Origin of the sequence: Yersinia thracica, from assembly GCF_902170565.1 — a bacterium.
Lineage (GTDB): Bacteria > Pseudomonadota > Gammaproteobacteria > Enterobacterales > Enterobacteriaceae > Yersinia > Yersinia thracica.
Genome location: NZ_CABHXX010000116.1, coordinates 1 through 3,766 on the forward strand (window position 1 = coordinate 1; position 3,766 = coordinate 3,766).

The window sequence follows — 3,766 nt, forward strand, 5'->3', positions numbered from 1 at the left end:
ACTGTGAGTGTTTTTGATTGGGCAGGGCATTATACCGATAGCAACCATGGTGAAAATTATACTCGAGTGCGGCAGCAAGCATTTGCTGCGAACCAATATATGATTACAGGGCAAGCGCGTGCTTGTGCTGGCGCTATAGTACCAGGCCAATGGATTTCAGTGGAGCAGGATGGTAGAGCTGTAGCCAAAACCTATTTGGTTGTGAGTATAGAATGTGATTATCAGCAAAGCGGGGATGCTGGTGCTGATTTTATATCGGCTGAGGTTGGTACCATTTTTAGTGTGGTACCTGCATCAACCCTTTGGCATCCCTCTTGTGAAACCCCATGGCCACGTACCTATGGTCCCCAAACGGCGGTGGTTACAGGGCCTGCTAATGAGACTATTTGGGCTGATCGCTATGGACGAGTAAAAGTGCATTTCCGTTGGGACCGTTATGGGAAAGGGGATGATAGCAGTTCTTGCTGGATTCGCGTATCTAGCCAATGGGCAGGATGGAAATATGGTGCGGTGCAGGTACCACGGGTAGGGGAAGAAGTAATTGTTGATTTTATTAATGGGGACCCTGACCGCCCGATGATAATTGGCCGAGTTTATAATGAAGATAATCAGCCGCCACTGGATTTACCCCGAGATGCAACCCGCATGGGAATAATGACTCGCAGTAAAGGCGGTTCTGCAGATAAGTCCAGCTATTTGCTGATTGATGATGCACTGGGGGGGGAGTCAGTCGCTTTGCACTCTGAACGTGATATGAAGATTTCAGCTGAAAAAGATCAGGACATCCATATTCAGGGCAATATGCAACACCGAACCGATGGCGATAAGAATCAGGAAATCAAAGGGAATGTAAATATAGATATCAAAGGGAATTTAACTGAGGATATCAACGGGAATGTAAAGCGTAGCATCACCGGAAGTTGGGAGGAAAAGGTTCTGGGGGGCATTACTATCAGCTCGCCACTGGCTATTACCATTAACAGTGGTGTTAAACTTAATATGCAAGCTCCCGCGTCAAGTTTGACGATTGCTGGCCACACAGAGAGTATTACCGGTAGCTCCAGTTCTATTGTTGGGTCATCTCAGACGTTGACAGTGTCTGGCAGAACAATGACAACGCAGCAGCTTGCTTACACTGCACTGAATATTGCCAACACGACAACTAGTGTCTCAGTCACTGACTCGAGTGTTGCTTACACAAAAATGGCGTATAAACGCAAAGGGCAAGAATACGAATATACCCAAAATAAAACGGAGACGGGAATTCACCGTTTAATTCAAACTACACTATTTTCGATTAACTGATGTTGGTGAAAGAAGTGATATTTATAACTGTATAAAAGCTATTTTTTAAAATAGAGGGACTATATGGATTATCAGACAGTGGAAATACAAAATGTTGCACCGATAACGAAACAAGCCATTCTCATTCGTGAGCGACAAGCGGTGGGCGATGCGGTATTTACTCGGGGAGATTATAAATCGGGCGAGGTTAAGCATATTGTGTTGTTCCGCTATGCTGAATTTGTCAGTCCGGATAAGCGAAACCAATTGATGGAGGATTTTCTGGCATTGCAACATTTGGCACTACGGGAAGGTAAACCCTATATAGTCTCGATAACCGCAGGCAAGCAAGCGAGTGGCGAGGGGGTCAACGGGGGCTTTGAACAAGGATTTATCGTGACTTTCCGCTCTCAAGGAGATCGTAATTATTACGTTGGTACCCCTGTTGTTACGTCGCCGACATTTTATGATGCAGCACACCAAAACTTCAAAAATAAGGTAGGCCCATTTTTGGCGAAAAAGCAGGGTGTACTGGTATTTGATTTTGTCAGCGGAGACTAAATTGATGCCTGTTTTACTCATTTGTCGTCAAAAATAGGCTAGGTCTTAATGAGGAGTATATTAGCAACAACGTCATCTCGTAACCCAAGAAACTCTAGTGGGCAAGGAGACGGAATTTCCCTGCCCAGTGTGCAAGTCACAGTGTATTGTTGATGATATAACAGAACATTGGAAACGCCTATATCCCTTTTATCAGTGATAATAGGGAATGTTTTTATCTGTGGCGAAGCTATCTCACACGTGACTTGACCGCATAATACACTTTTCCTCCTCTCAGCCTATTGACATCGTTTGCCTTCCGTTTTTAGCGTGATTTCTGAGTGTACCAAACTGTATAGTCAAAATAGATCGTTAGCGGTATTGATAGACAGGAGGATGGTATGGGCGACAGTAACTTATTAAATGAATTGCTCTCAATTGATCCGAAAATAGGGAGTGCTGGCATACAAGACATTATGGGCTGGATTGAATTACATGGTGGAACTCAAGGAATTATCGAAAAGTTCAACCAGAATGGACTCGGACATATTGTTAATAATGTAGGCGAGCAGAATGTACAACCAATGATATCTGATGGACATATACAGCAGATATTTGGTCAAAACGAAATAGGCCAACTGGCGGAGAAGTTGGGGATTGACACACCGGCTACCATAGAGATGCTGAGCCGAGCTTTGCCTGCATTAATGTCCCAAATATCAGGTAATGATTCTATCGTTAAATCAGGTATTTTTAATGTGATATTACGTTTTTTCAAACGCGCGTAATTGAAAACATAGTCAGGAGATATTTATGTCTATAAAGAATATATTATCTATCTTTGGGGTGACGTTATTTCTTTTAATAACATTGAGTTCAGCACTTATTGTCAATTGGGCTAATGCTGCCCCAACCAAAGCCACTACAGCAGTTGTTTCGGCGCCGGCCGCTAATTCGATTCAAGATACCGGTGATATTAAGCCCACAATAAAACCGCCACGTAAATCGCGAATCAATGCGAATGAAACGACAATATCTGAATCGCCAGCAGTGAAAACGACGGCTTCTCCACGGAAACTTCACTCTTCTGTACTTTCCCCAGAAACGACTCCCGCTATCCCAGAGCCGGTAACGGTGAAGCAAAAAGCGCCGCTGTCATCTGTTCCACGAGTCACTGCAGCACCAGCGGCAGGCAATATTCCATCGGGAGCCACTGCTCGTTGTCAAGATGGAACCTATAGCTATAGCCAGCAACATAGTGGGGCTTGTTCCCGTCATAAAGGAGTAGATCGTTGGTTACAGTAATAATATAATCAATGTGGGCGAAATTATATGGCATAACATGGCATAAATATCATTTAATCTGGCATGTTATGCTATTTTAAAGTGACTTAAGGCGAAAGAATAATATTAAAGTAGGTAACATCCCCTTTTACTGAATCGATATCGCATTGGACGGTAAGATCATACCAGGCATTATCGATCCGTACTTCACCAATTCCAGTTAGATGATATTGATCTATTAAGCTCAAACTTAGGCTATTTTGGTTGTTATCACCAAGAAAGATCCTATCAGCCTTTGGAAAACCTTTTCTTTGTATTTCTGTGAGGGCTATGGGCCTACAGATAAATTCAGATACTTTTTTTGCATTATCCCAGTTAATAGCAATTTGTCGGTCTTCTGAGCGATAAAGCTGGCTGATCGCTACATCTATCTTAGTTTGAATTCCAGCCGTTAAAGATTGTAGCTCCGAGGGGGCTACAGGAGTCAAAAATAATAGTAACACTCCAATGATATATTTAGCAGATAATTGCATTGACTTCTCCTGTATATCCGGGTGGTTAGCAGTTAGTGCGACAATATTTAATTATGCCATCAATTTGGATACTGTTAACGGAAGATAGTCAATGTCAAATATGAATAATAAGTATGAAGTGGAGT

At 42.8% G+C, this 3,766-nt stretch carries 5 protein-coding genes; 4 read left to right on the top strand and 1 reads right to left on the bottom strand.

Annotated elements, in window-relative coordinates; all coding sequences use genetic code 11:
* The 4 genes from FTA91_RS16425 to FTA91_RS16440 form a co-directional block, all read left to right on the top strand.
* A partial coding sequence (locus FTA91_RS16425) for a type VI secretion system Vgr family protein (RefSeq protein WP_145583627.1) occupies positions 1–1,305 on the top strand: 1,305 nt, incomplete at its 5' end.
* Between the two features lie 63 nt (positions 1,306–1,368).
* Positions 1,369–1,845, top strand: a complete 477-nt coding sequence (locus FTA91_RS16430; protein WP_050112424.1) for a Dabb family protein — start codon at positions 1,369–1,371, stop codon at positions 1,843–1,845.
* Between the two features lie 380 nt (positions 1,846–2,225).
* Positions 2,226–2,612, top strand: a complete 387-nt coding sequence (locus FTA91_RS16435; RefSeq protein ID WP_145583629.1) for a YidB family protein — start codon at positions 2,226–2,228, stop codon at positions 2,610–2,612.
* 25 nt (positions 2,613–2,637) lie between these two features.
* Positions 2,638–3,129 carry a DUF3761 domain-containing protein gene (locus FTA91_RS16440; RefSeq protein ID WP_050112426.1) on the top strand — a complete coding sequence of 164 codons (492 nt, stop codon included), beginning with the start codon at positions 2,638–2,640 and terminating at the stop codon, positions 3,127–3,129.
* 86 nt (positions 3,130–3,215) lie between these two features.
* Here FTA91_RS16440 and FTA91_RS16445 read toward each other — a convergent pair whose 3' ends face one another.
* On the bottom strand, positions 3,216–3,641 hold the full coding sequence (locus tag FTA91_RS16445; protein ID WP_050112427.1) for a hypothetical protein: 426 nt from the start codon (positions 3,639–3,641) through the stop codon (positions 3,216–3,218).
* Positions 3,642–3,766 lie beyond the last annotated feature (125 nt).